The organism is Pseudomonas sp. 1L-B-1-E-C1 (assembly GCF_057291835.1).
The window spans coordinates 251,132-276,672 of record NZ_JBXAWN010000001.1 but is presented as its reverse complement, the minus strand read 5'-3'; the positions used below and the strand labels follow the sequence as shown (position 1 = coordinate 276,672).

The following is a 25,541-nucleotide window of genomic DNA, read 5'->3' as shown; positions in this document are numbered from 1 at the left end:
ACGACTCTTTGCCAAAGCCCCATATAGAACAACGGCGTCGGGGAACGCAACTAGCGGCTTACAGATAACAACAACGGCCCATCGAACTCGGCGGAGCTCATCGGACAGATTAAGGAGCACAGCAAATGACGGTTGTTCAACGCCTCTCTACAGCGCTAGCACTAGTCCTCTCCACTTTCATTGCAGGGCTGGCGCCCGCCGTGGCGAGCGAACCGACTACGGAACGCAATCGCCAATTCATTGCGCAAGCGTTCAACCAGTGGGCTCAAGGCGGCCGGACGTTCTTCACAGATGTCCTGGCTCCCGATGTGATCTGGACAATCAAGGGGACGAGCCCTTCGGCGGGCACTTATCGGGGCCGAGATGACTTCCTGAAACGCGCAGTCCAACCTTTTGCAAAACGGCTTGCCTCGCCCGTTCGCCCTACCGTGGTGGATATCTGGGCTGAAGGCGACGACGTAGTCGTTCACTGGGACGGCACCGGCACCGCAGCCGACGGCGCGCCTTATAGCAACAGCTACGTATGGATCATGCGCATGCGAAACTTGCAGGCAGTCGAGGTCGTAGCCTTTCTCGACCTGGTGCCTTATGACGACGTTATCAGGCGAATTCCGCTTGAAGCAGGCGATGTTGAATAGATAAGCCCGCCAGGATCGGCTGGAGGATCTGCCTGCAGGAAGCTGCGAGATATTACGTAGGTGGACATGTCACCGAATGTCGGCTTTCGGCCAAAGGCGGACGGTCAGCGACCCGCAAACACGGCAACGAATCCACTTCTCCATTTACGCCGATTCGTCACTCTGGCAACCGTGCCGGCACTCACTGGCCCAGGAACTCGATGACAGCAGCGGCGAATAGTTCTGATTGATCAAGCATGACGAAGTGAAAACTGCCGTCAATGCGTCGCAAGCTGATGTTTGGGGTCGAGACATAGGCGTTCCGGTACATTGCATCAACGTTGGAGGCATCTATGCCATAAAGCGGGTCGTAGGCATAGACAACCTCGACCGGCGCCTTAATGCGTTTAAGCTCAGGCCGCAGGTCAGTAACCATCAGCTCATACATGGCATCGGCCACAGTCTTTCGGTCCGAGCTTATCCCCGCTGCGGCTAAACCTGGCCTGAACGCTTCAGTTTTGACGAGACGGGCGATGGATGCATGCTGCATCGCTTCGGCCTGCTCAGGTGTTGCCGCTAACATCGCATCGCGCATCGCAGCAGCATGCGGGGTGGCCGTTTCGCTGGTAGCCGAGGGGGAGATCAGCAACGTATAAAAAGGCAGAGCATCGACAATCATCAGGGGGCCAACCTGATCGGGATGACGAGCACCAAGCATCAGTGCCACCTCACCACCCAACGAATGACCGATGATGACCGGCGCCTCGATGCGCTGGCTGCGAATATATTCAGCAATCGCCTCGGCTGTAGGCGCTGCTACTTTCCCTTCTGGATCGGATGCGGCAGGCGAGCCGGCAAAGCCAGCTAGCTGTACAAGATGGAGACGGTGGGTCTGTCGCAATCTGGAGGCCAAATCAGCCCATACTTCGTAGGACGATGCCAATCCTGGAATCAATATAATGTCTGTTCCCGAGCCTTCGACCAGCACAGAGATACGCCCCTGTTTGACAGTCACTGGCGACAGGGACTCAGACAGGGCTGGCGACGTCGACACCAGGGACAAAGTGGTGCCCATCACGCCGACGAGGAAGCTTAAGGGGTTCATAGCCATTCCTTTGACCGAAAAGATGTTGCGACTATACAAGACACACGAAGGTGCGAGAAAACTGTCCCCCCGCCTGTAATCCGTAGCGTCAGCTTTGGTCAATTGCTGACGATCAGGAATGGCAACTAAGGGCCGATTGCTGCCAGTCGCCACGGGCGCTCTGCTGCCAGGCCATGTATTCGCCTCACGAAACAGCGCTTCAAACACCTGAACTCTCCACAATCTGCCCTTCACCCCGCAAAAAATCTACAAACGCCCTCAGCGGCGAAGGCATGTGACGGCGTCCGTGGTAGTAAAGAAACGGACCGTCGAAGGTCTGCCACCAGTCCTCGAGGATCGGCACCAGTCGACCATCGGAGAGCGGCTCGCGTAGAAAGTCCTCGAAGGTATAGACGATGCCCAGCCCGTTGATGGCCGAGCGAATTGTCAAATCGTGCGACGACGTCAGCAGTTGCCCCTGAGGCGGGATACGCACGATACGGCCGTGTCGATGGAACTCGAATACGCCCACTTTTCCACTCTCGAATCGATGACCAAGCAGGTCGTGACCCGGCAGTTCTTCGGGGTGAGTGGGTGTCCCACGTTCAGCCAGATAGCGCGGGGCGGCCGCCGCGACGAAGCGCTGGCGACGCGGGCCGATGGGTACGGCGATCATGTCTTTGGCCAGGCTCTCTTCATAGCGCACGCCGGCGTCATACCCGCCAGCGTTGACGTCGACGAAGGTGTTGTCCATGACGACTTCGACGCTGACCCCGGGATAAAGACGCAGAAAACGCGCCAGCAGGTCGGGCAACAGAAAGCGTGCCACCGGCACTGGCACATTGAGCTTCAGCGTGCCGACCGGGCGCTGAGCGTCGTCGTCGAGATCGTTGAAAGCGGCGTCGATTTCTTGCAAGGCCGGGCGCAGGCGCTCGAGCAATCGCTCGCCGGCGGCCGTCGGCGTGACGCTGCGCGTGGTTCGATTGAGCAGGCGCACGCCCAGGTCGCTTTCCAGCCGGCGCATGCAGTCGCTCAACGACGAGGCGGACAGCCCGCGCTTTTGCGCGGCAGCACGAAATCCCCCCGCCTCGACCACCGCAGCAAATATCGACACATCGGTAAGGTTTGGTTTACGCATGGATGCTCCCTCCGCAGGCGCCTGACTGTACGCCATACCGTACGAGCCATCCACCAATACCCGGCTTATCCTCGCGTATCCGTACACCGATACTGCTCACTCGCCCCGCCAAACGGGAACCTATGACGCGAATGAGAACTCCCTGATGATTCATTCACCCGCTACGCCGAGCAATACCGCGACCCAACGTATCCTCAAGGCCGCCCGAACGCTGTTCGCCATTTCCGCGCTGACCGGCACACTGGCTGCGGAGGCCACTCCCCGAATGGAGCCGAAGCCGGACTGGTCAACCCACGACATGCCCAGCCAGAAAGGCCGCATCGTGCTGGTCACTGGGGGAACCAGCGGCATGGGCTATGAAGACGCGCTGGCCCTGACGCGAGCCGGTGCCGAGGTGATCATCGCCGCACGCAATGCCGAGCGCGGGCGCGAGGCGATCGCAAACATCAAGCAAGCCGTACCCGAGGCGCGCGTGCAATTCGAAACCCTGGATCTTGCCAATCTGCAATCGGTGCGCGACCTCGCCAACCGTCTGCAAGGGCGCCTGCCAAGGCTCGACGTGCTGATCAACAACGCCGCGATCATGTCGCCGCCGGTTCGAGGCGTTTCCGCCGACGGCTACGAGATGCAGCTGGCGACCAATTACCTGGGGCATTTCGCCCTGACCGGCCTGCTGATGCCCCTGCTACGCAAAAGCGACGATGCTCGGGTGGTCAGCCTGTCGAGCATCGCCGCAGGGCGCGCAATCCTGAACTTCGATGACCTGCAGGCTGAGCGCAATTACGACCCTTTCGCCAGCTACAGCCAATCGAAACTGGCGGTTCTAAAGTGGAGTATTGAGCTGCAGCAGCGCAGCGACGCCGCCGGTTGGGGAATACGCAGCATTGCCGCTCACCCCGGCGTTGCCGTGACCGAACTGATCGCCCGTGGGCCTGGCCTGGACAGCAAATTCGGCAAACAATGGGCGGTAGAGCGGGACCTGTATCATTCCGCAGCGCAGGGCGCGCTGCCCACCTTATATGCGGCGACGGCGCTGGAGGCTGTCGGCGGTGCCTACTACGGGCCTACCGGTGATAACGAGAAGCGCGGGCCGCTGGGCTTCGCCAAGATGCCGCCGGCCGCTGCCGATCGCTCGAATTCGGCCACACTGTGGCAACTTTCCGAGCGACTGACCGGCGTCACCTACCGCTGACCGCCCGGCACGGGCAGGCCCCGTGCCATTGCCCCGCCACTCCTACAGGAGCGCAACATGGATACGTCTCTTCTCGCCCACCGCGCGGGCGCCATCATCAATGCCGAGGCTGACGAGCTACGCCCTGCGCTCCATGGCTTTCTGCTGTTCGTTTGCCTGTTCGCCGGCTATTTCATGCTGCGCCCGATCCGCGAATCGATGGGCATCACTGCCGGCGTCGAGAACTTGCAGTGGCTGTTCACCGCGACCTTCCTGGTCATGCTGGCGGCGGTTCCGCTGTTTGCCTGGCTCAGCGCACGCGTGCCGCGCCTGCATTTCGTGGACTGGGTGTACGGATTTTTCTGCGCCAACCTGCTGTTGTTCGCCGTCTTGTTTGTGGGTGAGGACAGCCCGTGGCTGGCGCGCGTGTTTTACGTCTGGATATCGGTCTACAACCTGTTTGTCGTATCGGTCGCCTGGAGCCTGATGGCCGACGTGTTCGACAGTGCCCAGGCTAAACGCCTGTTCGCTTTCATCGCAGCGGGCGCCAGCGTCGGCGGCCTGAGTGGCCCTGCGCTGAGCGCCTTGCTGATCGGTCCGCTGGGTGAGTCCGGCCTGATGCTGCTGGCCGCTGTTTTGCTCGGCGCTGCGATGTTGTTCAAGCGCAGGCTGATGCACTGGCGTGAACGGGGTGGCGCAGGACGCCCCGATGCCCCGCCGAGCGAAAGCCCCCGCAGGCCGTTGCCGGGCAATCCGTTCAGCGGTATGACGGCCGTTTTGAAATCACCCTATCTGCTCGGCATTTGCGGCTTTGTGGTGCTGTTGGCGACAGTCTCCACCTTCCTTTACTTCGAGCAGGCACGTGTCGTCGCCGAACACTTCCCGGACCGCGAGGCGCAGGTGCGGGTGTTCGGCATCATCGACTTTGTCGTGCAAGCGGGCGCCCTGCTCTGCCAGCTGTTCATCACTGGACGCCTCGCGCAAAAGCTCGGCGTCGGCGTGCTATTGGCCATGGTGCCGCTGGTCATGTGCGCAGGGTTCATCGGCCTGATTTTCGCGCCCAGCTTCGGCCTGATCGCCGCGCTGATGATCGTGCGCCGCATCGGTGAGTACGCCTTCGTGCGCCCAGGCCGGGAGATGCTGTTTGCCCCGCTCGATGCCGAAAGCAAGTACAAGGCGAAGAACGTCATCGACACCGTGGTCTACCGCGCCGGCGACGCCATCAGTGCCTGGGCGAAAAGCGCGCTGGACGCCCTCAGCCAAGGTGCAGGCATGGCAGCGCTGGTCGGCGCGCTGTGTGCACTGCTATGGGGTCTGCTGGGTTGGCGGCTCGGCGACCGGGCGGACCGACAATCCAGTGCGTCGGCGGCGCGGCAAACCCCCGCCTAGCGTTGAAGAGTCATTGACGGAGACCGGCATTGCCGTAGAATCGCCCGCCCAAAAAATCAGCTTGCAGAGCGAGAAGGAGCTTCGATGCAACGGGTGATGATTGTTGGTCAACCAGGGTCTGGCAAAAGTACCTTGGCGCGCAAGCTGGGCGAGCGTACCGGGTTGCCGGTGGTGCATATCGACACGATCCATTGGCAGCCAGGCTGGAACGAGCGCAGCCCGGATGAGAAGACGCGTCTTTGCCTGGAGGTCGAGGCGCGCGATCGCTGGATATTCGAAGGTGGCCATTCGACCACTTGGGGAAACCGCGTGGCCCGTGCTGATCTTCTGATCTGGATCGATCGCTCGGCGACGCTTCGACTCCTGCGCGTCCTGCGCAGAACGCTGCTCCACCGCGGTCAGTCTCGGCCTGACTTGCCGGAGAACTGCCCCGAATTGCTGGGGAACCTGCCGGGGTTTCTCCGGTTCATGTGGCAGACGAGAAAAACAGCACGAGCAAAAATGCGGCAACTCGTATCAACGGCGCCATCCGTTTGCCGCGTGGTTCATCTGCGGTCGAATCGGGATACCAGGATTTTCCTCGCGAGCATTGGAAATTCGACTGGCCACGCTTCGCAAGATTGACCGACAGTTGACTGCTCCATTATCACTTGTACGATGTCCTACCACGATGTATTACTACGTCTCCCCAACAAAAATAAAACCACGGAGATCGCTACATGGACTCATCCCCGTCCGACTTGCCTGAAAGCGTTGACCTGCCCAAGGGCAACACCCGCCGCAGCTTCCTGAAAAAGTCCCTCGCTGTTTCCGCGACACTCGCCACTGTCGGCAGCGCCCCACTGACCCGGCTCGCCGAGGCCGCCGAACCCTTGAGTCAGCGCTACCCTGACCCACTGGTTCACATCCTCGACGACAGCTTCCTCGAACTACGGGTTTTCAACGCCAGTGTCGAAAAGCTCGCCACCGGTATGCGCTGGGCCGAAGGCCCGGTGTGGGTCGGCGATGGCCGCTGTTTGCTGGTCAGCGACATTCCCAATAACCGCATCATGCGCTGGGATGAAATCACCGACACCTTCACGGTGTACCGCGAGCACTCGAACTTCTCCAACGGCCTGTGCCGGGATCGCCAAGGGCGGCTGATCGTCTGCGAAGGCTCGACCACCACCAGCGAAGGCCGGCGCATCACGCGCACCGAATACAACGGCACGATCACCGTGCTGGCCGACAGCTTCGACGGCAAGCCCTTCAACTCGCCCAACGACATTGTCTGCAAAAGTGACGGATCGATCTGGTTCACCGACCCGCCATTCCAGACCAGCAATAACTACGAAGGGCACAAAGTCACCCCGACGCAACCCCACGCCGTGTACCGCATCGACGGCGAGAGCAAGAAAGTCACGCGGGTAATCGACGACCTCAACGGGCCCAACGGCCTGTGTTTTTCTCCCGATGAAAAAACCCTGTACGTCGTCGAAGGTCGCGCCAAACCCAATCGCCTGATCTGGGCGATTGCCGTGCAGGATGACGGCACACTGGGCGAACGCCGCAAGCACATCGAGGGCCTGGACTATGCCGCAATCGACGGCATCAAATGCGACGAAGCGGGCAACCTGTGGTGCGGCTGGGGCGGCAACGGTGATCCCCGGGCCGACCTGGAAAAACTCGACGGCGTGCGCGTTTTCAATCCGCAGGGCAAGGCCATCGGGCACATTTCACTGCCAGAACGCTGCCCGAACCTGTGCTTCGGGGGGCGCGAAGGGAATCGACTGTTCATGGCCAGCAGTCACTCGATCTACTCACTGTTTGTGAATACGCGTGGGACAACATTTGCGTTATAAAACCGGCGTTCGTCTCGCTTTGGTTCCGTGAGCAATCGGAGCGATATCCTGCCGCGCATCCAAGGATGCGCGGCATCAACATCAGCTTTGGGCGGTTGAACAGGCGGCCTCTGCTCTTGATCCTGTCGACCGCCAACGATGTCATCCTGTCTGCGCATACCGAACCTTTCTCCCCGAGCATCGTCCGAGCTTGAGCGTTTAAGCAAACTGCTCGCCACGAGGTTTCCGTTTGAAAGCTGCCATCGTCAAAAAATACCGTCTGATCATCAAGACCCTCGGCTACGTGGGCTGGTCTTTGTTCTGGCTGTTGCTCTGGGACATCGCCGTCACCGTGGACTTCATGCTGTTTCTCAACGCCAAGCTGAATCTGCCACTGATGCCGCTGACCTTGCTCGGTTCGGCGTTGATCGTGTTGATCAGTTTTCGCAACAGCAGCGCTTACAACCGTTGGTGGGAAGCCCGAACGCTGTGGGGCTCGATGATCAACAATTCCCGCAGCTTCGCCCGGCAAGTGCTGACGCTGCTGGACGACGCGGGTGGCGAGGTGAATCCGGTAAAGTCGACGCTGTTGCGCCGCCACGTCGCTTACGTCAATTGCCTCGCCGCGCATCTGCAAGGTCAGCCTTGTCCCGACGAGGTGCGGGCGTTTATTCCCGCCGAAGAGTTCGCCCGCAGTGGCACGACCAACAACTTCGCCAACGATATCCTCACCGGCTCGGCGACCCTGCTCGCCAAGGAATACAAGGCCGGGCATCTGGACAGTATTCGCCTGGCGCGACTTGAGTCGACGCTGGTCGACCTGTCCAACAGCCAGGGTGGCATGGAGCGGATCGCCAATACGCCGCTGCCCTACCCTTACGTGTATTTTCCGCGGCTGTTCATTTCGCTGTTCTGCCTGATCGTACCGGTGGGACTGGTTGAATCTTTGGGCTGGTTCACGCCGCTGGCGTCGACCGTAGTCGGGTTCATGCTGCTGGCCATCGAACGCATCGGCACCGATCTGCAAAGCCCGTTCCGCCACAGCGAACACCAGATTCAGATGGAAGCGCTGTGCGAAACCATTGAAAAGAACTTGCAGTCGATGCAGCGTGATTCGTTGGGTGATGTGCGCAGGCTTGAAGAGCTCGCTTGAGGCGCTGCTTTAGCAGCAGCGCTTTTTATCAGGTGCAGAGCGACTATTGATGAGTGTCCGCCTCCTCGGCCGGATAAAACTCACCCTGCTTGCCCAGTTCTTCAAGTCGTTCGCGCGCGATCACTTCAACGCGAGCCACTGCGGCCTGATCGTCAGGGTCAACCAACTGCAAGCACAGGCGTTGGACATTCTGATCATGGGTACCCTCGCTGAGCATTTCGTGGGTGAAGACCTGTTCAGCACGCCATAGGCATAACTGGGTATGAGTTCCGCCGAGCCATATCTCGTTGATTGATCCCAGATCAGTGGTAGCCAGTTGATCCACGGTAATTGTCTTGTCCATTGCGCCGTACCTTGAAAATGCTTGTGTACAGGTACGACTTGCAGGCATAGCGAGTCGTTCAAGTCGTCGACAGTCCACCCACGCCCCAGTCTCACTTATTCGGAAGATTCCTATGAAATCGCCAAAAATCGAAGATTACATCGCTCAATGGCCATTACCGGGCGTGGACTCCGCTGCCCCTTGGGCGGTGGTTCAGGATTGCGAGAGCCGGATTCTGGAATTGCTTGAAACGCTCGGCCCGGGATACCGGCGCCACAACAATTGTGCGATTCATGAAACCGCCATCGTTGAGCAAGGCGCCGTTCTCAAAGGCGCAATCGTCATCGGCGAAGGCTGTTTCGTAGCGGCTGGGGCTTATCTACGGGGAGGTGTATACCTCGGCAAAAACTGCATCGTTGGCCCCAGCTGCGAGCTGAAAACCACGTTCATGCTCGATGGCAGCAAACTTGCGCACTTCAACTTCGTCGGCGATTCAGTGATTGGCGAAGCGGTGAATATTGAAGCCGGCGCGATCATCGCCAACTACCGCAACGAACTGGACGGGGCCGATATCAAGATCCGCCATGAAGATCAGGTGATCGACACAGGCGTCAGCAAATTCGGGGCGCTGGTGGGTGACGGCTGCAAGATTGGCGCAAATGCCGTGATCGCTCCTGGTGCTTTGTTGCGGCCCCACACACGTGTGCCTCGTCTGGGGTTGATTGATCAGTTTGCTTGCGATTAAGAGCAATTCGCCGCGGGATCAGCGTTCATTGTGATTTTTTCAAGCGCCACTTCACATAGCCAGCGGCGCAGCAATTGGGCTGCCTCACCCAAAACCACATCTTTGGCCTGCACTAAATAATAGCCCTTGCCAGTTTTCAGTGCTGCGTCAACCACAGGTACAAGAAAGCCTCGTTGTACATCTTCCTCAACCAGCCAAGGGCTGGTGAGCACCAACCCTTGATCGCGCCGCGCAGCGTCGATTGCCAGCTCGGACTGATCGAATTTGAGGCTACTGGAAAAGCTGTCGGCAGACATGCCCACCGATGCCAGCCATTGAGACCAGTAGGCATGGGAAGTCGTATAGAGCAAGATTGCTCCCGGCAGACAAGCAAGACTATGCAACTGAAGCCGTTCGCGATAGGCAGGGCTGCAATAGACCCTCACCTCGTCTGGCAAGAGCAATTGCGCGCGCACGTCACTGGCATATCCATCAAAATGGCGCACCGCCAGGTCGCAGTCGGCGTCATTGAAATCCACCGGATCGGTCGATGCACTCAGGTGCAATTGCACTGCTGGATAGCGCTCGGTGAATGACGGCATCCGCTTTGCAAACCAAGACTTGGCGAACGCTGGCGGCAGGCTCAACCGCACTTGGCGGTCTTTTAGACTCCGAACAGCCAGACTGGCTGTTTCCAACTGGCGAAGAGCCGGTTTCACCTGCTCCCAATAGCTCAGGGCTTCCGACGTTGGTTGCAGCCTGCGCACACTCCGGACAAACAGTGGCGTGCCTAGCCAATCTTCCAGCTTACGGATCTGCTGCCCTACCGCCCCCGGCGTTACGAACAACTGGTTTGCAGCAACGCTGACGCTGCCAGTGCGCATAACCGCGTCGAAGCAAGCTATAGCCCTGAGGGGCGTGTCAGCTCTCATAGCGTAGTTTTTCTCTTCTATAGATCGAAAACACATGATTTGTAGCGGCTTGCTTACTTTCCCACAATCGAATTTCGCCTCAGTGCAGAACGAATCCCGATTTCCAAAGGAAAAAGCCAATGCCGATTGTCTGGGTAACGCGATATGACGACAAACCATCAGCGATAAAAGGGGCCGAAAAGTGAGGAAGTCAGTGGACGGGGCTGCCACGGCGCTGATGGTGCTGCTATGCCTTATTTGGGGTGCCCAGCAAGTGGCAATGAAGGCGGTTGCGGGTGACATAGCACCTGTCATGCAGGTCGCCGTTCGCTCCGGAGTCGCGGCGGTCTTGGTCTGGCTCATCGGAAAATGGGTGATGCGGGAGATCTGGTTACCAGGGGTCTGGTGTCGCTCGGGGTTGGTCGTGGCCGTCCTGTTCGCTGGTGAATTTCTGTTTGTCGCGCAGGGGTTACGCTGGACAAGTGCCTCACATATGGCGGTTTTCCTTTATACCGCTCCCCTATTCGCCGCCATCGGTCTGCATCTGCGCTTGCCGGAGGAGCGCCTCGGCGCAATTCAATGGTTGGGTATGTTGCTCGCATTCGCAGGGATTGCCATCACCTTCCTCATGCCACGCGACGGGACAGCGGTTCAGAGCAACAACGCAAACAGTCTTCTGGGTGACCTGCTGGGCCTGTGCGCGGGCGCTGCCTGGGGATTTACGACGGTCGCGGTGCGTATCAGTCGCCTCAGTGAAGCGCCGGCAACCCAGACCCTGTTTTACCAACTGGCAGGCGCCTTTGTATTGCTGCTGCCTTTGAGCCTGCTCGCAGGCCAGAACTCGATGTCTTTTTCATCCGGCGCAGTGGCCAGCCTGGCATTCCAGACATTCGTCGTGTCAGTGGCAAGCTACTTGATCTGGTTCTGGATGCTTCGTCGCTATCTCGCAGCTCGCCTGGGAGTGCTCGCCTTCATGAGTCCGCTGTTTGGCGTATTGATGGGGTACCTGTGGCTCGGAGAGCAGACGAGTTTCGGATTTCTGCTCGGCGCAAGCCTGACGATTGTCGGCCTGCTCGTGGTGAACCTCAGCAAAGCGATCGAACAGACTGCGGACGATAGAAGTTCCCCGACCCCCGAAAATCGCGAGGAGAAGATGCCCCTATGAAGACGTTAATAGTGTCTGAAAGGAGATAAACCATGGCAGTCATCATGCTGGCCGGCACCGGAAAAATAGCCAATGCGCTGGCTCAGACATTGGCCCTGACGGCGAGCCCGAGCGATTCGATCTCGCTGGTAGTGCTGGGCCGCAAACTCGAACATGCCGAACAGACTTTAGGGCAAGCCCAAGCTATCGCGAGCTGCTTCGGCAGGAAAATCACCGGCGAAGCTTATGCCGTGGACTGGCATGATCCGCAAAGCGTCCGGCCCGCTCTTGAGCGATGGGAGCCAGATCTGGTCGTGCAGATGGCCAGCGAACAACCGCCCTCGGAATTAGGTAGCGATGACGCTTGGTCTCACCTGGTGAAAGATGCCGGCGTTGGTATAACACTTCCCTTGCATTTGCCGCCGCTACGCACCGTCTGCCTTGCAATGGCGTCTCTGGGTCAGCGCATACCTGTGCTCAACGCGTGCTTCCCTGACTTGGTAAATCCCGTTGCTGCACGGCTGGGCTGGCCTGTTGTGGGAGGGTTCGGCAATCTGGCGACAGTGGCCGCTATTGTTCAGGCGCAATGGCCTACTGTCGAAGATGCCCGCTTCTTCGGATGCCACCATCACCTATCAAGATTTCTAAACAAGACCCTCGAACTTAAGCACATGCCCCGGTGCTTTACGGCACACGGCGAAGTACCGCCTCCAGAGCTGCTGAAGGTTTTACGCGCCGTTCCTCAGCCCGCCGATCTCAGCACACTGACAGCAGCCACCGCAACATCCATGACAAGGGCGCTCTGCGGTTTGGATGCTTATTGGAAGGGCATCGTTTCAGGACCACAGGGCAAGGTCGGTGGATTCCCTGCGGTCATCGAGTCAACGGCGCTCGAACTTGACGTCCAAGGCCTGGATTGTCCAGCCCTGGAGCAATGGAATATCGCTCAGGAAAGCGGTGACGGTGTGTTGATCTATCAAAATCTGGAATACACCACGGCTGCGGTGGAGATGATCCGTCGTCATATTCCGCAATTCAAAGCATCGTGGTCAGTCGATGACGTTTCGGTGGGCACGCTGATCGATATGACCAGACGACTCAAGAATCGCTTGAAGTCGCTTGGCTAGACAATAGCTTGGAAGGTTTGATGTACCTGGCGCGCTTGGGAATGCTTGATCGCTTGCCTACGATTAAGGCCAGACGCGCGCTCCGCAATTGAGTCGCTATGCGCCTGGCCGTACCACTCAGCAAATCTCCCATACGAAAAAGCCCGCAAAGCGGGCTTTTTCAGGCATCGACCAAGCATGCCGCTTACTTGTTCCTCAACAACACATAAGTCTCACCGCCCTTGCGGTCGTGCTGGAGAATAAAGTTGTTGTCGTGAATACGCACCTTCGACGGCACACGATCAGCGACCGGCGTTTGCGAGTAAATCTGCGCGGCACTCAGCAATTGTCGGGTCAGGCTGTCATCCGACTGACTGGCAGTGGCGACGACGCATTCCTTTTCGGAGAGTTGCACGGAAAGATTTTTGTCTGCGGTGAAGCCGATGCGCGTGAAGCCCATGTCCACAAGCTCGGTGATGCCGTTCCTCTTGGCCGCTTCAGCCGAGCCGGCGAACGACGGGGCGGTTTTCAGACAAATGTCGATAAAAGCTTCAATGGCTTTGGAGGTGACAGGTGTCGGTGCGGTTGGCGTTGCAGTGGTGCAGCTGGCGAGCACGAACAGGCTGGACAAAGCCAGTGTGCGGAACAACGTATTGGACATGACGCGGGAATCCTTCCATTTGAAATTCGCAATGCAGCCGTCTGGCTGAAACCGCCGGAACAGGCGGCGTGCATGATAAATGAAAAACGCGATACCAGGCTGGCCACCCCCGCAGCTTACTGTTCGCTTGTCAGATCACCTTTGAGTCCCCTGAGACCCGGCGGGCTTGAATAGAGGTTCTCCAGAGCCGATATCTCAGCCAGTTGCTGCGGCGAAAGTGTTTTCTCTTCTTTCTCAAGCTGCTCGCGCATGGGGTCTGCAATATCGCTCGGCAGCGTCTGTTTAAGCGCCACACGCAACAATCCGCAAGCCTTGAGCTTGTTACGGCTGACGCCCTGCCCATTATCGAAATGAACGGCGAGGGTAATCTGCGCCACAGCATGACCTTGAACTGCCGCCTGCAACAGCCAGTGATTGGCAAGTGGATAGTTCACCGGTACATCACCGCCACTGCTGTAAAGGTAACCGAGGACGTACTGGGCGTTGACCCGGCCTTGATCGGCGGCACGGGTATACCAATGCAACGCGGCAGGTACGTCTTTAGGAGTACCAGTGCCATGTAAAGTGGCCGCTCCCAACATCTCGAATGCAAGGCTATCGCCAGCATTGGCCGCTTGGGTGAGCAATCTCACGGCGTGTTGAGGGTCGGCTGGAACGCCCTTACCAAGTAAATAGAAACGGCCTAACAGCGTAAGGGCCTCGGCATCCCCCTGAGCGCCTGCTTTGCTAGCCCAGGTGAAAGCTAGTTGGTCGTTCGCCTCTACACCTTTACCTTTGTCATAGAGGTTAGCGAGTTGCTGTTGAGCCTTGGCATGACCTTGTTCTGCTGCTTTGCTGAACCATTGCGCAGCCTGGGCAAAGTCAGTGGGCAAATCCCGGCCCGCGATGCTTGCAACCCCCATGTAATATTGTGCGTCAGCGTTTCCGTGATCGGCCGACTCAGTTATCCATTGCAGACCTTTTGGGCGATCAACTTCGACGCCGCGACCGTAATATTCAATGATGCCAATCTTGTATTGCGCCACAGGGTCGCCTTTTTCGGCAGCGCTCAAGTACCAGTCTGCGGCTTTGCCAGGGTTGCGGCTGACTATCAGCCCCTCCTCATAGGCTGAGGCGATCAAGACAGGAAGGCTATAAGGGCTTCGCGATAGTGCGATCACGAAGGTAACAACAAGAAAGGCCAAGAGGCTGAGGCATAGAGCAATCGAGAACTTGCGCAATTTTGAATCCGCTCATGAATGGGAGACAACGCCCGGGGCCGAGTCGCCCGACAGGTTATCGCCAGGTCTCATGCTCGCTGAAGGGCAAATCTACAAAAAGAGCTCGTACATACGGTGGGCTCCCGCAGGTTCGCAGAAATGGCTGCCAGGGTTCACTCATAGAATTTGCCAGCTAACAGAATGGATGCACACCGCTGCCATATATTTGTTTCTGAAGTGCTCGGAGAAATCCGAGTACTAGCGGTTGCCCAAGCAGCTGCTGCTTCAAGAAATGTATCAACAGAACCGTTTTCCCACTGCGAAACGCCAGCCTCATCGCGCTTTAATGGCGTCACATTATCGAGCAAGGGTTGACTGGCAAAATCCGAACTCAAAGCGTGGATAAATGCGATGAACGATTGCTCGTCGTTCACACGTTCCAATAGTTCATCAAGGTCGATCGACATAAAAGGCATACCACGGTGGCGTTAGCGGATCAAAGATTGCCGCGATGCTGCTCCGAAGAAGGAAAAAGAGTCAACTCCATTTTATGAGGGCACGACGGGGGTAAATTGGGTTTGCGAGCGGGTGCTCTCGGCCGAAACCTGCGCTGAACGGATGGCTGCTTTCGGCCAAAAGCGGTCATCCTCCACCGTTAGGTGTCGACCCATTGCGGCCATTCACAGGAGCCACCAGAATCGGAGGACTGTTGGTGGTGAGGTGACGCATAGTGAGGATTGACGTATCAGAAGAAGCCGACTGGAAGCTTTTCGAGGACGTGGCCCGGGTTATTGAGCAAGGGCTGGGAGGTTGCTGGAAAGAGAGGCTCGATGGCCTGGACCAGCGCTATTGGGATCTGTTGGTGGGTGAACACACGCTTACCCTACACCTTGAACACTATTTAGGCATTTCAGTGGTCATTCCCGATAGCGCAGATGACATCGCTCGAAGAGTATGTGCGTTGCTTAAGCAGCCTCCTTGCGGGTAAGCCCGCTCTAACAAAGATCCCAACTGATTTAGAAGGCAGCTGTTAGTCGATTTCTGCCTGTAGCTACCGTCAGCTTCTGGCCGAAAGTCGTCTCTGGTGAGCCGCAGCTATCCGCCAGAGGTTGCTACTCGTGAAGGCGGTTTCAGCTTTCGCTGTCATCCGACACGATTGGCGAAGCCGCTGACCCCGCCAACAGACCGCCATCAATGTTGAACTCACTGCCGGTGATGTACGTAGCCTCATCGGAAGCCAATAACAGGGCAATGGCCGCTACTTCTTCGGGCATCCCAAATCTTCTAAGTGGAGTGTCTCGAACGATTGCAGCCATTCGCTCTTCACGACCTGCATCATTACCCAACATTGGCTCCCACATTGGAGTAAGGATGGCGGCCGGGTGGATCGAGTTGCATCGAATTTTCAATCCTTGCTCGGCGCAGTAAAGCGCCACCGTTTTGGTGTGATTGCGAACGGCCGCCTTGGACGATGCGTATGCAGCCGCGCCAGGAATTCCGACCAGCCCGGAGCGAGAGGAGATGTTGATAATGGAACCAGTCCCGGTACGGCGCATGGCGCGGATTGCGTATTTGCACCCAAGAAACACACCGTCAAGATTGGTCTCGTGCACGGAGCGCCAGTCCTCCAGGCGCGCATGCTCTGGGTCATGCTGGACAACCCCCTGCTCAAACCCGGTAACGCCCGCGTTATTGACCAACACATCGAGGCCGCCGTGCGCCGCCATGACATGGGTTATCACTCGCTGCCAATCTTCTTCGCACCGCACATCAAGATGCAGATAACAGGCACGCTCTCCTAATGCTGTTCCAGTTGTTCTTCCAAGTTCGTCGTTCAAATCAGTGAGGTAAACAAAGCAGCCTTGTTCTACGAACTGGCGTGCAATCGCGGCGCCGATCCCTTGAGCCGCGCCCGTAATGACCGCGACTTTAGATATCAGTTTATTGTCCATAAATGATGCTTCCCCTTTGTATCCGCCTCTCAAAACGTCAAATCTTCCGAGCCCAACTCCCAAACATCACATCACCAACGTAGATACCCGAAGAAGCTGAACGCTCCTGATCCAGACGCGCCTGCAACGTTTCAATTTCGACCTCTTCTGCACTGGCCACCCCTAACGCAATGATTCGCGGCAAGCATGCTCGAACGATGGCGCCAAGGCTGTAGGGCGCATCAGGCGTTTGTACCAGGCACTCGGCGCGTACGCTTTCAACGGTCAAGCCTGCCTGGGTGAAAATGCCATGCAGGTTGAACCCGATGTGCAAATCCGCTCCTTCGCGAGCAAGCATTTGCTGTAACCAGCGTTGCGCTCTTTCATGCAAAGGGAAAGGTTCGACGCTGGCAGGCGCCAGCGTCGTATCGTGTTCCTGGAAGACCATGATTCCGCCGGGGCGAAGACACTTCGACAGTGCTCGGATCGTCGCCACCGCGTCCTGTTGATACATCAGGACGCGCCTGCCGACAATCGCGTCGAAAGTGCCGACAGAGTCGGGCAATTCCTGGAGGTCTGCCTCGAGAAAACTCAGCGCATGTCCTGCGCTGCGCTGGCGAGCAATGGCAATCGCAGCGGCGTCATGATCAACGCCGATGACCTCACCGTCTTCCACTAGATCACACAGCAGCAAAGAAACATCACCCGAACCGCAGCCTACGTCGAGGATCCGCATTCCTTTGACGATGCCCGCGTCGATCAGCAAGCGTGTGGTGAAATCGAGTCGGTTGAGCGGCATTATCAAATTACCTGAGTTTTGCGAAAAATCATGGCAGGCACGTCAGTCATCTGCCACCCAACAGCGCTTCATCCTTCGCCACCGCACGTTGATAGGCGTCGCGGCTGATCAACTTCTCGGCATAGGCGAGAAATGCAGCCCTGGGCGGCAAGGTTTGCAAGCCTAACCCCCAGCCGATGTGGGAGCCAACATAAACGTCTGCAGCGGTGAAGCGTTCGCCGGCAATAAACGGATGCGCCAATACCGCGCGCTCAAGTTGATCGACCGTGCGCTCATAGCTTCCGTAGCCAAAGAAGAACTCCTGATCCGGCGTCGGGTTGAAGCCGGCGCGGTGGTTGGTGACCGCCTGCTCCAGCGGCCCGGCAGCGAAAAACATCCACCGGAAATAAGCGGCGCGCTCCGCTGCCACCGGGGCCAGCCCGGCTTCGGGAAATGCTTCCGCGAGGTACGCACAGATGGCGGCAGTTTCTGTTATGGTTTGGCCGTTATGCACCAGGACCGGGATCTTTCCCATCGGGTTCACGTCGCGAAAAAAACTGACGCGCCGATCATCAGCGTCGGCCATCGTTGGCACTGCCAGCGCGGCACCACCCCATCGGTCAGCCTGACTGGTCGACTGGTAATCCATGACCACCGTCTCATACGTGCAGCCGATTTCTTCGAGCATCCAGCGCACCATGCGCCCGCGAGAATTGGGGTTGGTATAGAACGTCATCGTCATCGTGAGCTCCTTTTGGCTCGGGGTGTTGACGACAATGGTAAGAGCGAAGCGGTATCAGCCTGTGGGCGCCTTGCGCCAGAATACTTGCAGAACGCGCCATTGGCGGCGCGTTGCATCACGCATCACCGCTATCCTGCGGTTCGGAGCCTGGAAATGCCGTACCTTCACACCAGCGCCGAGCGGTGTAAATTGCCCAGGGTCTTCTGGGAATCGATAGCGCAGCTGGGCCTGGATCCCTCGTCAATTGAGCAACACGCTCAACTGCCCCAAGACCTTCACCTGAACGAATCGACCTTTGTCAGCACGCAGCAGTTATTTGCCGTGTGGAACGCCATTGAGGCGCTTTCGGCAGACCCCGCTTTTGCGATAAAAATGGTTCGCGACACGCCCAGTGCGAAGCACAAAATGGCGTTCATCACGGCGTTATATGCGGCTGATTATCGCGACGGACTTGCGCGGTTGGCGCGCTTGCAGCGCCTGTGCAGTCCCGACAAATTATCCATGGTCGAGCGCGAGGAGACTGTGTCATTCACGATTCAGTGGCCTTCCGGCACGGGGCCGGCGCCCTGTCTTTCAGTGGAAGCGTGTTTTGCCTTGGTACTGGAGCTCGGTCGACGAGGCACCGGTGAACACATTGCGCCTCTGTCATTGCGCTTGAGGCGGCCAAAACCACCGCTGGAAACTCACTCGGATTATTTCGCATGTCCCATTCATTATGGCGCCAGCCACGACGAGTTGATCGTGAGCGCCTGTGATCTTGATCGGCCGTTTCTGCAACACAATGCGCAGGTGCTGCACATGATGAGCCCCGGGCTCGATGCCGCACTTCGCGCGATCGAAGCGCCGGTGGGCTTCTGTGAGCAGGTTATTGAAATACTGAAACGCGCATTGGCGAACGGACGGCCCAGTCTGCAACATCTCGCCCGAGAACTACTGCAGAGCAAGCGAACGTTGCAACGCCGCTTGGCGTCCGAGGGTACTTCCTTCAGCGCACTGCTCAACGAGGCAAGGCGTCAAGTGGGATTTCAGCTACTGGCTGATACGAGCCTTGAGCTCAAAGAGGTGGCGTATCTCTTGGGTTACAACGACGTCAATTCTTACTATCGGGCGTTTCGGCAGCGAGAAAATGTTTCACCCGGTCAGTGGCGACGCTCAGCGACTCACCCATGACGCTGGCAGGAAGTGCGCTTCGGGCCGAAAGCAGATGCCAGGTGCCCGCAGTGAAGCGGGCACCGCATCCTGTACCTGCTTACCAGTTGTAACTCACTTTGGCGGTAATCTCGCGACCCGGGTTGTAGAAGTTCGCTGTGCCGGAGCCGACCACGTGCTGCTCATCCAGCAGGTTGCTGACGTTCACCGCGAGGTCGGTGCCCTTGGCGATCTTGTAGTTGAAAGCGGCGTCGAACAGCGTGGTGCCATCGCTTTTGCCGGAGTTCGCTGCATCGAAGTAATACGAGCCGACGTAGCGTGCACCCAGGCCCACGCTGACATCAGTGGCGGGCACATCGTAGTAACTCCAGAGCGAAGCGGAATGTTTGGGCGCCGTGGAGAACTCGTTACCCTTGAGGGAGCTACCGTCGTACAACGAACCGCGCAGTACCTCTGACTCCATATAGGAATAGCCACCGATCAGGCTGAGGTTTTGCGTCACCTGCGCCTTGGCCTCCAGGTCGAGGCCACGCGCCCGCGACTCGCCCACCGTCTGCTGCTCGATGATGCCGCTCGGCAGCACCACGGCGATGGTGACGTTTTCCTGGGTCAGGTCATAAACGGCTGCGGAGAACAGTGCGTCCATGCCCATCGGCGCATACTTCACGCCCACCTCGTACTGCCTGCCTGTCTGCGGTGTCACGCCAACCTGCGGCGGCGATACCGATTCCACCATGCTCACGTAGGTGGACACTTCATCGTTGACGATATAGGTCAACGCACCTCGGTAGGAGGTTTCGGAAAAGGTGTCTTTCTCGGTGGATTGCAAGCCTTTGCTGGTCAGGTCCATCGAGTCGTTGCGCACACCCCCGGTGACGATGAACCGCTCGTAGAACGACAGGTTCTGCTGCAGGAATACGGCCTTGGTGGTCGCGTCTCGCTTGTTGACGGCGTACGGCGTGATCGAGCGTGAAACGCCGGTAAACACGGGATTGGCGATGTCGATCGGCGTCGTCAGGGCGTAGACCGAGCTTTCCTTGGTGGTCGAATCGAGGTACTCCACGCCCACCAGGCTGCTGCTGTCGATGTTCTCGAAGCGAGCATCGTATTGCAGCATCAGATTGCCGTTGAACTGGTCGGCATCGGTGTCCGTGCCAAACAGGTATCGATCGACGGTAGTACCGACACGTGCGGCGCTGTCGCTGAGGTACACGTAGCCAAAATCATCGGTCAGCTTGCTGTAACGCAGATTGCTGCGCAGTACGAAGCCGTTGTCGAAGTCATGGGTGACGTTACCGCTGAGGCTGGTGCGCTCGACATCGTGGAAATTGTAGCTGGGCTCACCGTAAAACTTGCTGCGGTCGTATTCCTTGTCCAGCGGATAACCGCCGCTGTTGGGCGAACTTTCGGTTTTCAGGTAGTCGAGGATCACCGTGGCCGACGTGTAATCGGTCGGTGCCCAGGTGAGACCACCCATAAACAACTGGTTGTCGTCCTGTGAGTGGTCGTACTCGCGATCACTGTTTTGCCCTTTGGCCGTGAAGCGGCCAGCCAGGGTTTTATCGTCGTTCAGCGCGTCACCGACATCGATGCCTGTCTCGACATGGTCGAACGAACCGTAAGTGACATAGCCTTGGCCAAACTTCTCGAAGCGCGGTTGTTTGGTCACGAAATTCACCGAACCGCCCGGGTCCGCGGGGCCGAACAGCGTGGAGTTGGCGCCACGCAGAATCTCGATGCGCTCATAGGCGAATGGATCTTCGCGTACGCCGCGCATCGAACTCAGGGTCAAGCCGTCACGGTAGGTGGTGGCCTGGAAGCCGCGGATCTGGAAATAGTCGTTGCGGTCATCCGTCCCGTAGAAGTCACTGACCACGCCGGGCGTGTATTGCAGCGCCTCTTCCGTGGTGCTGACGCTGCGCTGTTGCATTTCCTTGTTGGTAACGACTGATACCGATGCCGGTGTGTTGAGAATGCTGGTCGCCACTTTGCCGCCCACCCAGAGCTCCTTGGCGACCACCGAGTTGGTGTCGTCGTCGGCACTGACCCTGACCTTGGCATTGATGATGAGGGGTGCGAGGCGGTAGTCCTCGACGGCCGTTGCGTCGAGCTCCAGCGGGCCGGCGGTCTTTGCTTGAGGGACCAGCAGGTAAGCATTCGGGCCTTGCTGTTCGATCTGCAATTCGCTCCCCTGCAGCAACGATGACAGCGCTGCCGACGTTTCGAGCGTGCCACTCACGCCAGCAGTGTTGCGGTTCGCAACACTCGACGCGTCGAAGGAAAGACTGATCCCGGCCTCCCGCGCAAAGCGGTCGAGCGCCGGCGCCAGCGGGCCGGCTGCGATGTTCCACTGCCTGACCTGATTGCTGTGGTCAGCGCTCGAGGTTTGCGCCAGCGATGGCAATGCGTAGCTGCTCACGATCAAACCCAAAATCGCAGCGTGCATGGCACGATTCAATGGATGGCGCTGTGAAACCGGGGACGAACTCATTTTCTCGCTCCAAGAAAGGACATCGGCAGACTGGCCTGTATTCCGGCCTTCCTTAGAGGCCGAACGAGAATGAGAAACCACCTCATTATTTTTCACGCCACGCAACATCCTGATGGACTCAGGTCGCGGCGGTCACGGTCACCCAATAACGGGTTCGGTAATCAACGTGCAAGCGCAGTGATTGTGCGATCAATGCCAGGACCTGATCGTTGTCAGCGAGCTGGAAGGTGCCGGAAACGCGACGATCAGCGACCTCTTCGGCGCAGCGCAATACCCCGGGACGATAGCGCGACAACTCCGCGATGAAGTCACCAAGGCGCATATGGTTCGCACTGATCACCCCGTCACCCCAAGCCCATAGATCAAGGCCGTTGTCCCTGAACGTTCGGGGGCCATTCGAGGTGAACAACAGAGGACTGCCCGCCTGGGCGCTGCCGCTCGCAGAGGTTTGACCGGAGCCGGGGAAAACCGTGACTGATCCCTGCTGAGCCGCGACCAGCGTGCCATCGTCACGCTCGCGTACCAGAAAACGCGAACCATGGGCTCGCATGATGCCGTCACGGGATTGCACCCAGAGCGGTCGCGCTTGCGGCGAGTATTGATCCGCGCCGACGTTCACGATGATTTCACCACGGCGCAGGATGATCAGGCGTCGCTGGGCGTCGAAATCGCTGTCGACGGCGCTATCGCTATTGAGCTGGACAAGGCTGCCATCATTGAGCTGGAAGCGTCGTCGTTCGCCGGTGCCGCTACGCTGTTGCGCAAGCATCGCGGGTACGGGCGTGTAGTCCCGGCCGAGCCAGGCTGCCGCGCCAACCGTCGCCAATATGCCCAGAAGCTTCAGGCTTTCCCGCCGGCGCATTCCATGGCTGCTGCCTTCAAGGGTTTGTCGGGCCAGTTGAGTGGGTACGCCTGCGAATTCATCCCCTAGCGATTCCACACGCTGCCACGCCACCCCATGCTCTGGGCGCTGCTGGAGCCAGTGCTCAAAAGTGCGCTGCGTCTGTTCATCGGCTTCATTGAAGCGCAGGCGCACCAGCCATTGGATCGCCTGCTCGACAATGGCCGGATCCAGCGCCTGCGGCTCACGACTCGACATAACGCAAGCGATAGCAGTGTTGCAGGGCCGCGGCCAGGTCGCGTTCCACAGTCGCGCGGGAAACACCGAGTCTTTCGGCTATTTGTGCGCAGGTCAGGCCGTCGAGTCGGGCCAATAAAAACGCCTGACGAACTCTTGGTTTGAGCACGTCGAGCATGCGGTCTATGCGCTCGAGCGCATCCAGAATCATCAGCCGGCTTTCTTCCGAGGGAACCTCGTGTTGAGGCAGCAACGTGACGCTTTCCAGATAGGCACGTTCGAGTTCGCGACGACGATACTGATCAATCATCAGTCCACGGGCAATGCTGCTCAAATAGGCGCGTGGTTCGCGCAAGGGACTGGACTGACGGGCCTTGAGCACCCGTACGAAGGTGTCCTGCGCCAGATCTGCGGCGTTATCGCGACATCCAATGCGCCGGATCAGCCAGCCCTGTAACCACGAGTAGTGGGTGCGATAGAGCAGCCCTGGATCTGCGGTACCTAGTGTTTCGTCGCTACGCATCGGCATCCCGGGACATACATGATTGATAATGAATCGCATTCTACTCATGCGACAGGTCTCAGGTAAATACGTGGCTTCGTCGAACGCAAATCATGCTCTCGGTCTTGTCACTCAACCGTCACGCATGCCCCCTAGGCTCTACCGATCTCTACCGTTGACTCAAGAGCCCGCATTCCAACATGCCGCCAATCGCCACCGCACCCCCAACCCGGCAAACAATCATCCTGCGCTCCGACAATCTCACCTCCTCCGACTTCGGCGCCCTCTTCTCCAGGCTTTTCGGCAATCGCTACGCCGACACCCCACCACCGCCGTCCAACATCATCATCGGCGGGGTCTACGGGCGGCATGACGGGGTGAGTTTCCGGCGCATGCATTACCACGGCGACTTCAGCGTCACCCTCCCCGATCCGCAGAACGAAATCACCTTCGTCATCCCCACCGCCGGCAAGATCGTTTTCAACCACGCCACCGAATCCATCGGCAGGTCGCACGTTGGTCTGGCGATCGACAAGGCGGATATCCTTTCGATGCGCTTTGTCGATGATCATGCGCATCACGGCATTTCGATCAATCGCCATCAGCTCACCGAGCGTTTGTCGGCGTTGCTGGAGAAACCGATCGTGCACAAGATCGTGTTTGAGCCGAGCGTGGATCTGAGTACGCCAGCATTCAAGGGCCTGAAGGCATTGATCGATCTGGCGACGGGCACTGAGTTCGATGCGCTGATCAACAGCGGCACGCTGATGCCGTCGCGTTTGCGCGAGATGTTGATCGATGCGGTGCTGGAGGCGTGGCCGCACAATTTCACCGAGGCACTGCGCCGGCCGGCGCCGTGTGTGGCGCCGCGGCATGTGAAGTTGGCGATGGAGTTTATTCAGGCGCATCCGCAGCAACTGCTGAGTGGTGTGGATCTGGCGCGGTTGAGCCATGTCAGCCAGCGCGCGTTGCAGGAAGGGTTTCGGCGTTTTGTCGGGATGTCGATCGTGGCGTATCAGCGTCAGGTGCGTTTGCAGCGTGCTTATGAGGCCTTGGCGCGGGGGCATGCGGGGTCGGTGACAGAAGTAGCGCTACGTTTTGGCTTCAGCAATGTCGGGCGCTTTTGTCAGTATTTCCAGAGTGCTTATGGCGTCAGCCCGGCGGAGTTGAAAGGCAGGCGTTGACCATTCGCTCCGGTGACATCTGCATTTGATTGAACAGCAGCGACCTCAGGGCGACTAACCCCAGACAGGCCACTTGGCGAAAAGGGGGTTTCAATGACCGAGGATTTCATCGGCTTTTTCACGACGCACACGATTCTGGGAATTTCATTGGCAAACTGGGTCCTGGCGTTCCTCGCCGCGACGCTCAGTTATCTGCTGACCACCACGGCGATCCGTTTCGTTTTCCGCAAGGTGCAGGCGCGGGCCAGCGCCGGCAATGGGCATCTGACGTACATGGCCAGCGAAGTGCTGGCGGCGACCAGCACCACATTGCTGCTGTTGGCCTCGATTCTGGTTGGCATCGGGTTGCTGGATTTGCCCGAGCGCTGGCTCGGGCGAGTGAGCAGTTTGTGGTTCGTAGTCGCAGCGTTGCAGGTTGGCCTATGGACCAACCGTGCTTTGGCGCTGGGGCTGCATCGCTATTTCTCGCGGCATAACGCGACTGGCACCTTTCAAGCGAGTGCCTTGGCGACCCTGAGCCTGTGGGGCGTCAAGGTGTTGCTGTGGGCGGTGATTCTGCTGGCGATGCTGTCGAACCTTGGCGTCAACATCACTGCGTTTGTCGCCAGCCTTGGTGTCGGCGGTATCGCCGTGGCGCTGGCGGTGCAGAACATTCTTGGCGACGTGTTCGCCTCGCTGTCGATTGCCGTAGACAAGCCGTTTGAGGTGGGCGATTTCATCGTCGTCGGCACGCTGGCCGGTACGGTCGAGCATGTCGGCCTGAAGACCACGCGCATCCGCAGTCTCGGCGGCGAGCAGATTGTCATGGCCAACGCCGACATGATCGGCAGCACCATCCAGAACTACAAGCGCTTGCAGGAGCGTCGGGTGGTGTTCGAGTTTCGCCTGACTTACGAGTGCACGACCGAACAGATCCGCCAGATCACCCAGCGCGTTGAAAGCATCATCAAGAACGAAAAACAGGCGCGCTTCGACCGCTGCCATTTCCGCAGTTTTGGTGAAAGCGCGCTGGAATTCGAGACGGTGTACATCGTGCTGGACGCCAGCTACAACGTCTACATGGACGTGCAGCAACGGATCAATCTGGCAATCATGGAAGCGGTGGCCGAGCTGGATGCGACGTTCGCCTTCCCGGCGCGCACCGTGCATGTCGCCTCGCTGCCCGAGCCCGCCGCGCTGCCGGCACGCACACAACAATCGTCGCGTGCGCAGCATGCTTGAACTGAAGAGCCCGGCAATCTGCCGGG

Annotated in this window: 26 protein-coding genes; 13 read left to right on the top strand and 13 right to left on the bottom strand. The window is 58.5% G+C overall.

The genetic code is table 11. The features are described 5' to 3' along the window. Positions 1-125 precede the first annotated feature (125 nt). Positions 126-638 (top strand): nuclear transport factor 2 family protein, encoded by a 513-nt coding sequence (locus AC0Z4S_RS01145; RefSeq protein ID WP_485621720.1) that lies wholly within the window; start codon positions 126-128, stop codon positions 636-638. Between the two features lie 181 nt (positions 639-819). On the opposite strand, the gene AC0Z4S_RS01140 is transcribed toward AC0Z4S_RS01145, so the two are convergent. Then, complete coding sequence (locus AC0Z4S_RS01140) at positions 820-1,722, bottom strand: alpha/beta fold hydrolase (protein ID WP_485621719.1); 903 nt, start codon at positions 1,720-1,722, stop codon at positions 820-822. A gap of 199 nt (positions 1,723-1,921) precedes the next feature. After that, positions 1,922-2,839, bottom strand: a complete 918-nt coding sequence (locus AC0Z4S_RS01135) for a LysR family transcriptional regulator (protein WP_485621718.1) — start codon at positions 2,837-2,839, stop codon at positions 1,922-1,924. Positions 2,840-2,984: 145 nt separating this feature from the next. On the opposite strand from AC0Z4S_RS01135, the gene AC0Z4S_RS01130 reads away from it, so the two are divergent. The 5 genes from AC0Z4S_RS01130 to AC0Z4S_RS01110 all read left to right on the top strand — a co-directional run bounded on the left by AC0Z4S_RS01130 (position 2,985) and on the right by AC0Z4S_RS01110 (position 8,372). Continuing rightward, positions 2,985-4,031, top strand: coding sequence for an SDR family oxidoreductase (locus AC0Z4S_RS01130; protein ID WP_485621717.1), 1,047 nt, complete (start codon positions 2,985-2,987; stop codon positions 4,029-4,031). 57 nt (positions 4,032-4,088) lie between these two features. Continuing rightward, on the top strand, positions 4,089-5,399 hold the full coding sequence (locus AC0Z4S_RS01125) for an NTP/NDP exchange transporter (protein WP_485621716.1): 1,311 nt from the start codon (positions 4,089-4,091) through the stop codon (positions 5,397-5,399). An 84-nt stretch (positions 5,400-5,483) separates the two neighbouring features. Continuing rightward, positions 5,484-6,023, top strand: a complete 540-nt coding sequence (locus AC0Z4S_RS01120; protein ID WP_485621715.1) for a P-loop NTPase family protein — start codon at positions 5,484-5,486, stop codon at positions 6,021-6,023. 95 nt (positions 6,024-6,118) lie between these two features. Next, a complete protein-coding gene (locus AC0Z4S_RS01115; protein ID WP_485621714.1) occupies positions 6,119-7,240 on the top strand; it encodes an SMP-30/gluconolactonase/LRE family protein in 1,122 nt (373 codons plus the stop codon). Positions 7,241-7,469: 229 nt separating this feature from the next. Continuing rightward, positions 7,470-8,372 carry a bestrophin family protein gene (locus tag AC0Z4S_RS01110; protein ID WP_485621713.1) on the top strand — a complete coding sequence of 301 codons (903 nt, stop codon included), beginning with the start codon at positions 7,470-7,472 and terminating at the stop codon, positions 8,370-8,372. 43 nt (positions 8,373-8,415) lie between these two features. On the opposite strand, the gene AC0Z4S_RS01105 is transcribed toward AC0Z4S_RS01110, so the two are convergent. Beyond that, positions 8,416-8,715, bottom strand: coding sequence for a hypothetical protein (locus AC0Z4S_RS01105; protein WP_485621712.1), 300 nt, complete (start codon positions 8,713-8,715; stop codon positions 8,416-8,418). A gap of 112 nt (positions 8,716-8,827) precedes the next feature. Between AC0Z4S_RS01105 and AC0Z4S_RS01100 the strand changes: the two genes are divergently transcribed. Next, a complete protein-coding gene (locus tag AC0Z4S_RS01100; protein WP_485622091.1) occupies positions 8,828-9,439 on the top strand; it encodes an LbetaH domain-containing protein in 612 nt (203 codons plus the stop codon). Here AC0Z4S_RS01100 and AC0Z4S_RS01095 read toward each other — a convergent pair. Beyond that, on the bottom strand, positions 9,436-10,350 hold the full coding sequence (locus tag AC0Z4S_RS01095) for a LysR substrate-binding domain-containing protein (RefSeq protein ID WP_485622090.1): 915 nt from the start codon (positions 10,348-10,350) through the stop codon (positions 9,436-9,438). The two genes, AC0Z4S_RS01100 and AC0Z4S_RS01095, sit on opposite strands and share 4 nt — an antisense overlap. Positions 10,351-10,567: 217 nt before the next feature. On the opposite strand from AC0Z4S_RS01095, the gene AC0Z4S_RS01090 reads away from it, so the two are divergent. Further along, positions 10,568-11,494 (top strand): DMT family transporter, encoded by a 927-nt coding sequence (locus AC0Z4S_RS01090; protein ID WP_485622089.1) that lies wholly within the window; start codon positions 10,568-10,570, stop codon positions 11,492-11,494. A gap of 32 nt (positions 11,495-11,526) precedes the next feature. Beyond that, positions 11,527-12,600, top strand: a complete 1,074-nt coding sequence (locus tag AC0Z4S_RS01085; protein WP_485621711.1) for a hypothetical protein — start codon at positions 11,527-11,529, stop codon at positions 12,598-12,600. A 184-nt stretch (positions 12,601-12,784) separates the two neighbouring features. Here the strand turns inward: AC0Z4S_RS01085 and AC0Z4S_RS01080 are convergent, their stop codons facing one another. The 3 genes from AC0Z4S_RS01080 to AC0Z4S_RS01070 form a co-directional block, all read right to left on the bottom strand. Further along, positions 12,785-13,240, bottom strand: a complete 456-nt coding sequence (locus AC0Z4S_RS01080) for a hypothetical protein (RefSeq protein ID WP_333712435.1) — start codon at positions 13,238-13,240, stop codon at positions 12,785-12,787. A gap of 116 nt (positions 13,241-13,356) precedes the next feature. Continuing rightward, positions 13,357-14,460, bottom strand: a complete 1,104-nt coding sequence (locus AC0Z4S_RS01075; protein WP_485621710.1) for a tetratricopeptide repeat protein — start codon at positions 14,458-14,460, stop codon at positions 13,357-13,359. A gap of 152 nt (positions 14,461-14,612) precedes the next feature. Then, positions 14,613-14,906: a DUF7660 family protein gene (locus tag AC0Z4S_RS01070; RefSeq protein WP_485621709.1), complete on the bottom strand. Its 294-nt coding sequence runs from the start codon at positions 14,904-14,906 to the stop codon at positions 14,613-14,615. Positions 14,907-15,169: 263 nt separating this feature from the next. Here AC0Z4S_RS01070 and AC0Z4S_RS01065 point away from each other — a divergent pair, with 263 nt between their 5' ends. After that, positions 15,170-15,427 carry a DUF3630 family protein gene (locus AC0Z4S_RS01065; protein ID WP_485621708.1) on the top strand — a complete coding sequence of 86 codons (258 nt, stop codon included), beginning with the start codon at positions 15,170-15,172 and terminating at the stop codon, positions 15,425-15,427. Between the two features lie 142 nt (positions 15,428-15,569). Here the strand turns inward: AC0Z4S_RS01065 and AC0Z4S_RS01060 are convergent, their stop codons facing one another. From AC0Z4S_RS01060 to AC0Z4S_RS01050, 3 genes are read right to left on the bottom strand one after another with little or no spacing between them, the layout of a single operon-like run. Beyond that, positions 15,570-16,391, bottom strand: coding sequence for a glucose 1-dehydrogenase (locus AC0Z4S_RS01060; RefSeq protein ID WP_485621707.1), 822 nt, complete (start codon positions 16,389-16,391; stop codon positions 15,570-15,572). A 37-nt stretch (positions 16,392-16,428) separates the two neighbouring features. Then, entirely contained in the window at positions 16,429-17,169 is a 741-nt protein-coding gene (locus AC0Z4S_RS01055; protein WP_485621706.1) for a class I SAM-dependent methyltransferase, read from the bottom strand. Between the two features lie 46 nt (positions 17,170-17,215). Next, positions 17,216-17,890: a glutathione S-transferase family protein gene (locus tag AC0Z4S_RS01050; RefSeq protein WP_485621705.1), complete on the bottom strand. Its 675-nt coding sequence runs from the start codon at positions 17,888-17,890 to the stop codon at positions 17,216-17,218. 153 nt (positions 17,891-18,043) lie between these two features. Here AC0Z4S_RS01050 and AC0Z4S_RS01045 point away from each other — a divergent pair, with 153 nt between their 5' ends. Next, positions 18,044-19,060 carry an AraC family transcriptional regulator gene (locus AC0Z4S_RS01045; RefSeq protein ID WP_485621704.1) on the top strand — a complete coding sequence of 339 codons (1,017 nt, stop codon included), beginning with the start codon at positions 18,044-18,046 and terminating at the stop codon, positions 19,058-19,060. A gap of 79 nt (positions 19,061-19,139) precedes the next feature. Here the strand turns inward: AC0Z4S_RS01045 and AC0Z4S_RS01040 are convergent, their stop codons facing one another. The 3 genes from AC0Z4S_RS01040 to AC0Z4S_RS01030 form a co-directional block, all read right to left on the bottom strand. Next, positions 19,140-21,530 (bottom strand): TonB-dependent siderophore receptor, encoded by a 2,391-nt coding sequence (locus AC0Z4S_RS01040; protein WP_485621703.1) that lies wholly within the window; start codon positions 21,528-21,530, stop codon positions 19,140-19,142. 118 nt (positions 21,531-21,648) lie between these two features. Continuing rightward, complete coding sequence (locus AC0Z4S_RS01035; RefSeq protein WP_485621702.1) at positions 21,649-22,629, bottom strand: FecR domain-containing protein; 981 nt, start codon at positions 22,627-22,629, stop codon at positions 21,649-21,651. Then, the gene (locus AC0Z4S_RS01030) at positions 22,616-23,131 is read right to left on the bottom strand and encodes a sigma-70 family RNA polymerase sigma factor (protein WP_485621701.1); all 516 of its coding nucleotides are present in this window, start codon (positions 23,129-23,131) and stop codon (positions 22,616-22,618) included. Before AC0Z4S_RS01030 ends, AC0Z4S_RS01035 begins: the two co-directional genes overlap by 14 nt. Before the next feature lie 179 nt (positions 23,132-23,310). Here AC0Z4S_RS01030 and AC0Z4S_RS01025 point away from each other — a divergent pair, with 179 nt between their 5' ends. Both AC0Z4S_RS01025 and AC0Z4S_RS01020 read left to right on the top strand, forming a co-directional pair. After that, positions 23,311-24,294: a helix-turn-helix transcriptional regulator gene (locus AC0Z4S_RS01025; protein WP_485621700.1), complete on the top strand. Its 984-nt coding sequence runs from the start codon at positions 23,311-23,313 to the stop codon at positions 24,292-24,294. 93 nt (positions 24,295-24,387) lie between these two features. Then, on the top strand, positions 24,388-25,515 hold the full coding sequence (locus tag AC0Z4S_RS01020) for a mechanosensitive ion channel family protein (RefSeq protein ID WP_485621699.1): 1,128 nt from the start codon (positions 24,388-24,390) through the stop codon (positions 25,513-25,515). Positions 25,516-25,541: the final 26 nt, after the last annotated feature.

What these genes read in the sequence shown, in the direction of transcription:
- AC0Z4S_RS01070 (WP_485621709.1), bottom strand. Translation starts at nt 14,906, where the DNA reads ATGTCGATCGACCTTGATGAACTATTGGAACGTGTGAACGACGAGCAA.
- AC0Z4S_RS01100 (WP_485622091.1), top strand. Translation starts at nt 8,828, where the DNA reads ATGAAATCGCCAAAAATCGAAGATTACATCGCTCAATGGCCATTACCG.
- AC0Z4S_RS01140 (WP_485621719.1), bottom strand. Translation starts at nt 1,722, where the DNA reads ATGAACCCCTTAAGCTTCCTCGTCGGCGTGATGGGCACCACTTTGTCC.
- AC0Z4S_RS01105 (WP_485621712.1), bottom strand. Translation starts at nt 8,715, where the DNA reads ATGGACAAGACAATTACCGTGGATCAACTGGCTACCACTGATCTGGGA.
- AC0Z4S_RS01120 (WP_485621715.1), top strand. Translation starts at nt 5,484, where the DNA reads ATGCAACGGGTGATGATTGTTGGTCAACCAGGGTCTGGCAAAAGTACC.
- AC0Z4S_RS01085 (WP_485621711.1), top strand. Translation starts at nt 11,527, where the DNA reads ATGGCAGTCATCATGCTGGCCGGCACCGGAAAAATAGCCAATGCGCTG.
- AC0Z4S_RS01050 (WP_485621705.1), bottom strand. Translation starts at nt 17,890, where the DNA reads ATGACGATGACGTTCTATACCAACCCCAATTCTCGCGGGCGCATGGTG.
- AC0Z4S_RS01040 (WP_485621703.1), bottom strand. Translation starts at nt 21,530, where the DNA reads ATGAGTTCGTCCCCGGTTTCACAGCGCCATCCATTGAATCGTGCCATG.
- AC0Z4S_RS01020 (WP_485621699.1), top strand. Translation starts at nt 24,388, where the DNA reads ATGACCGAGGATTTCATCGGCTTTTTCACGACGCACACGATTCTGGGA.
- AC0Z4S_RS01030 (WP_485621701.1), bottom strand. Translation starts at nt 23,131, where the DNA reads ATGCGTAGCGACGAAACACTAGGTACCGCAGATCCAGGGCTGCTCTAT.
- AC0Z4S_RS01125 (WP_485621716.1), top strand. Translation starts at nt 4,089, where the DNA reads ATGGATACGTCTCTTCTCGCCCACCGCGCGGGCGCCATCATCAATGCC.
- AC0Z4S_RS01135 (WP_485621718.1), bottom strand. Translation starts at nt 2,839, where the DNA reads ATGCGTAAACCAAACCTTACCGATGTGTCGATATTTGCTGCGGTGGTC.
- AC0Z4S_RS01035 (WP_485621702.1), bottom strand. Translation starts at nt 22,629, where the DNA reads ATGTCGAGTCGTGAGCCGCAGGCGCTGGATCCGGCCATTGTCGAGCAG.
- AC0Z4S_RS01060 (WP_485621707.1), bottom strand. Translation starts at nt 16,391, where the DNA reads ATGGACAATAAACTGATATCTAAAGTCGCGGTCATTACGGGCGCGGCT.
- AC0Z4S_RS01045 (WP_485621704.1), top strand. Translation starts at nt 18,044, where the DNA reads ATGCCGTACCTTCACACCAGCGCCGAGCGGTGTAAATTGCCCAGGGTC.
- AC0Z4S_RS01115 (WP_485621714.1), top strand. Translation starts at nt 6,119, where the DNA reads ATGGACTCATCCCCGTCCGACTTGCCTGAAAGCGTTGACCTGCCCAAG.
- AC0Z4S_RS01145 (WP_485621720.1), top strand. Translation starts at nt 126, where the DNA reads ATGACGGTTGTTCAACGCCTCTCTACAGCGCTAGCACTAGTCCTCTCC.
- AC0Z4S_RS01090 (WP_485622089.1), top strand. Translation starts at nt 10,568, where the DNA reads ATGGTGCTGCTATGCCTTATTTGGGGTGCCCAGCAAGTGGCAATGAAG.
- AC0Z4S_RS01095 (WP_485622090.1), bottom strand. Translation starts at nt 10,350, where the DNA reads ATGAGAGCTGACACGCCCCTCAGGGCTATAGCTTGCTTCGACGCGGTT.
- AC0Z4S_RS01055 (WP_485621706.1), bottom strand. Translation starts at nt 17,169, where the DNA reads ATGCCGCTCAACCGACTCGATTTCACCACACGCTTGCTGATCGACGCG.
- AC0Z4S_RS01025 (WP_485621700.1), top strand. Translation starts at nt 23,311, where the DNA reads ATGCCGCCAATCGCCACCGCACCCCCAACCCGGCAAACAATCATCCTG.
- AC0Z4S_RS01130 (WP_485621717.1), top strand. Translation starts at nt 2,985, where the DNA reads ATGATTCATTCACCCGCTACGCCGAGCAATACCGCGACCCAACGTATC.
- AC0Z4S_RS01080 (WP_333712435.1), bottom strand. Translation starts at nt 13,240, where the DNA reads ATGTCCAATACGTTGTTCCGCACACTGGCTTTGTCCAGCCTGTTCGTG.